Source organism: Rhodococcus sp. R1101 (genome assembly GCF_000278445.1).
Taxonomy (GTDB): domain Bacteria; phylum Actinomycetota; class Actinomycetes; order Mycobacteriales; family Mycobacteriaceae; genus Rhodococcus; species Rhodococcus gordoniae.
In genome coordinates, this window is record NZ_AJVB01000361.1 from 1 (window position 1) to 3,964 (window position 3,964).

Here is a 3,964-nt window from a genome sequence, read left to right on the forward strand (position 1 = left end):
ATGTGTGTACCGGAAACATCTGCCGCTCACCGACCGCAGAGAGGCTGACCACCGCGTACGCGTCCGAGGTCGGCCGCGACGATCTCTCGGCGCACAGCGCCGGCACCCGGGCCATGGTCGGCTACGGCATGGAACCCACCGCAGCACTGGTGTTGCAGCAGCTCGGAGGCGATCCGGACGGTTTCGCCGCGCGTCGGATCACACCGCAGATCGCGGAGGACTCCGACATGATCATCACGATGAGCGAGCGGCACCGGGCCAAGGTGATCCAGCTCGCGCCGCGCAGGATGCGCGCGACGTTCACTCTGCGCGAAGCGGCCCGGTTGCACGAGGCCACCGGAGCACAGACCGTCGCAGAATTGGCGACGGCCCGGGCGCAGATGTCTGCGCCCGGGCCGGAGGACATCGTCGATCCGATCGGCCGCGACGAGGAGACGTTCGTCGCGGTCGGATCCGAGATCGCCGACTTGCTGTTACCTCTCCTCGCCGGTCTCCGTTCCTGAATCGTTCACCGGTCGCCGCGGTGCGTGCACCACGGGTCGCGACAGCGGCTCGGCGGAGGAGTACGCCTGCGGCGCCTGGTAGGGCTCGCTGCCGTAGCGCTCCGAGGCGGGCTGCGGCGCGGGCGGGAACTGCTCCGCGGCGCGGTAGTGGTAGGCGTCGTTGCTCGGCGCCGGGTAGGCCTGCGTGGCCGGCGGCTCGACGTGACGGTGACCGTTCTGCGGCCGGGCCGTTTCCTGGGCGGGCGCCGACGGGGTCGGCTGCGACGGCTGTGCCGAGTGTGCCGGCTGTGCCTCTCGCGCCGGCTCGGCCGGCCGAGGTGCCGGGGCCGTCCGAGATGCCGGTGCAGTCTGCCCCGACGGATCGACGCGCTGCGCCGCCGGCGTGCTCGTCCGGGCGGCCGGAGCGGCTCCGTCCTTGTCGGAGCTGTAGTAGTACCGGTACTCGTAGGCCGTGCCGCGACCCTTGGTGGGGGTCATCGCGAGGATCGTGCCCAGCACGGGGGCGTTGACCGCACGCAGGTTGCCGACGGCCCGCGCGAACTGCTCGCGGGTGGTCTTGCCGTAGCGCGCGATGAGCAGCGCGCCGTCGGCGATGTTCGTGAGGATCGCCGCGTCGGTGACGGGCAGCAGCGGCGGCGCGTCGATGATGACGTAGTCGAAGCGCGACCGCAGGTCCTCGATGACCTCGCGGGCGTGCGCGGAACCGAGAAGCTCGGACGGGTTGGGCGGCAGTCCGCCGGCGGCGAGCACCCACATGCCGTCGAAGCGGGTCGGCTGGAGCACGTCTTCGAGGGTGGCCTGGTTCGCCAGCACGGTCGACAGGCCGGCGTCGCCGAGCGTGCCGAGGTACTTCGTCACGCGCGGACGGCGCAGGTCGGCCTCGACGAGCACCACGGAGTGGCCGGCCTCGGCGAGCACGAGAGCCGTGTTGACGGCCGTGGTGGTCTTGCCCTCACCGGGCAGCGAGCTGGTGATGACGATCGCGCGCGGCGGGTTGTCGACCTCGAGGAACTGCAGGTTGGTCCGCATCTCGCGGTAGGCCTCGGCGTCGCCGCTGTTGGCGTCGGCGAACACGATCGCCGGGTCCTCGTGCCGGGCCTTGTCGAGCGGGATCACACCCACCACACCGGTGCCGGCGAGTTCCTCGACGGCGCTGCGGTCCTTGATGGTGTTGTCGAGGCGGTCGCGCAGCACCGCGAGGGCGATACCGAGCAGCAGACCGACGGCCAGGCCCAGCGCGACGTTCCGCGTGGTCTTCGGCGTCACCGGCGCCGACGGAGTGGCCGCGTACTGCTCGACCACCACGCGGGCGGTGGGCGGGCCGCCGTCCTCGGGGGTCTCCAGTTCGCGTGCCATGACGACGAATTCGTCGGACAGTGCGTTGGCGAGGTCGCGGGCACGCTCCGGCGACTCGTCGGTGACGGCGGTGTCGATGAGCACCGTGTCGGGGGTCGACGAGGCGGTGACCTTGCCGGCGAGGTCGACGGCCGACAGGTCGCCCAGACCGAGCGTATCGAGGGTGCGCTGCGCGAGGGTGGTGCCTTCGAGCAGTTGGGTGTAGGAGGTGACGCGCTGCTGCGAGAACAGGTTGCCCTGGTAGATCTCCTGCACCGACGCGCCCGACGAGGTCGACACGAACAGGCGTGTCTTGGCTTCGTATTGCGGCGTGGTCAGCAGGGAGGCGCCGAGTGCGGCAAGAACCGCCACCACCGTCGTGACGGCGACGATCTTCCACCTCGCCTGCAGAATTCGCAGGTAATCATGTACTTCCATCAGGGCGTCTCCCTCGTTGCGGTAACACTGCGTGCGCACCCGGTGGGCGCGGTGTGGGGGTCGTCGTGGCGCTCGAGCACGCTGTCGAGCACCGGGCCGATCGCACGCACCGCGTCCGGATCGGCCAGTTCCGAGTGCGTGAACGGCACCGGATGTTCGACGACGAGACCGCGCACATATCGCTGCCAGGTGGCAACGAGATCTGGGTGCCGGTCGAGATCGGGTGCGGCGACCACCAGGTCGATGTCGCCGTCGTATTCGCTGAGGGTGTGCCTGTGCACCGCGGTTTCGACGGCCTGCGCGGCGGCGTCGGTGCGGCGGCGGACCTCGGCGACGAGTTCTTCGGGCAGCCCGGCGATGTCGGGCACGTTCTCTGCCGCGGGGTGGGGCTCGGCAGGCAAGGTCTCGGGTGTGAGGGTGTCGAGCAGCACTACCGCACCGACCTGCTCACCGCGCTCGCGTAGTTGCACAGCCATCTCGTGTGCGATGGTGCCGCCCACCGACCAGCCCAGCAGGTGGTAGGGACCATCGGCGCTCACCTTACGGATCTCGGCCACATACCGCGCGGCGAGTTCGCCGATGCTGTCCGGGATGTCGTCGAAGCCCGTTGCCTGCAGACCGTAGACGGTGCGGCCGCCCAGATGTGGCGCCAATCCTGCGTACATCCAGGCGAGTCCGCTGATGGGGTGCACGCAGAACAGCGGGGGCCGTTCGTCGCCGCGACCGGCGATCTCGACGATGCTGCCGAGCGGGTCGCGGTCGTCGTCGCTGCGCGGGTCGCGCTCGTCATTACCGCGGCCGTGTTCGATGCGGTCGGCGAGAGCGGCGAGATCCGGGCTGGTGAACAGCCATTCGACGGGGACGTCGGTGCCGAGGGCGTCGCGCAGCTCACCGGCCACACCGACGGCGCCGATGGAACTGCCTCCGAGGTCGAAGAATCCGCGGTCGGCGGAGATCTCGTCGACGGGCAGGTCGAGGTGAGCGGCGAACACTGCGGCGACGGTCTGCGCGATGCGTCCCTGCGGCGGCACGAGCGGTTCGTCGGTCACGCCGTCGGGTTCGGGCAGCGACGCACGGTCGACCTTGCCGGACGGCAACAGCGGCAACGCGTCGACGACGGTGATGCTCGCCGGCCGCAGGTGCCGGGGCAGCTCTGCGGCGAGCGCGCGGCGCAGTGCGGCGAGGTCGGGTGCGGTGCCGGTCTCGGGCTGAATGTAGGAGACGAGCACGGTGTCTCCGGCCCGTCCGGGATGCGGCACGGTGACGGCCGCGGCGATACCGGGGCGGGTCAGCAGCGCGGCGTCGACCTCGGCGGGTTCGATGCGGATCCCGTGGATCTTCACCTGATCGTCGATGCGGGCCACGTGATCCAGTACCCCGTTCGGCAGGATCCGAACCAGGTCGCCCGTGCGGTACAGCCGCGACCCGCCGTCGCCGAACGGGTCGGCGACGAATCGCGTTGCGGTGAGACCGGATTCGTAGCGGTACCCGCGGGCGGTGCTGTCACCGGTCACGTAGAGTTCGCCGACGGTGCCGCGCGGCACGGGGTGCAGGCGCGAGTCGAGCACGTAGGCGACGGCACCGGCGACGGGCGAGCCGATGCTCGGCTTCTCGTCGCCGCTCAGCGGAGCGGAATACGAGACGGCGACGGTGAACTCGGTGGGTCCGTAGCCGTTGACGATCCGGTG

At 70.6% G+C, this 3,964-nt stretch carries 3 protein-coding genes; 1 reads left to right on the forward strand and 2 read right to left on the reverse strand.

Annotation, left to right across the window (positions count from 1 at the left end; translation table 11 throughout):
- Positions 1-2 precede the first annotated feature (2 nt).
- Positions 3-503, forward strand: coding sequence for an arsenate reductase/protein-tyrosine-phosphatase family protein (locus tag R1101_RS0117810; protein WP_081494121.1), 501 nt, complete (start codon positions 3-5; stop codon positions 501-503).
- Here R1101_RS0117810 and R1101_RS0117815 read toward each other — a convergent pair.
- Both R1101_RS0117815 and R1101_RS27330 read right to left on the reverse strand, forming a co-directional pair.
- Entirely contained in the window at positions 474-2,276 is a 1,803-nt protein-coding gene (locus R1101_RS0117815; RefSeq protein ID WP_026003420.1) for a polysaccharide biosynthesis tyrosine autokinase, read from the reverse strand. The genes R1101_RS0117810 and R1101_RS0117815 overlap by 30 nt on opposite strands.
- On the reverse strand, positions 2,276-3,964 hold a 1,689-nt coding region (locus tag R1101_RS27330), incomplete at its 5' end, for an alpha/beta fold hydrolase (RefSeq protein WP_016934715.1). The genes R1101_RS27330 and R1101_RS0117815, both read right to left, overlap by 1 nt.

What these genes read in the sequence shown, in the direction of transcription:
- R1101_RS0117815 (WP_026003420.1), bottom strand. Translation starts at nt 2,276, where the DNA reads ATGGAAGTACATGATTACCTGCGAATTCTGCAGGCGAGGTGGAAGATC.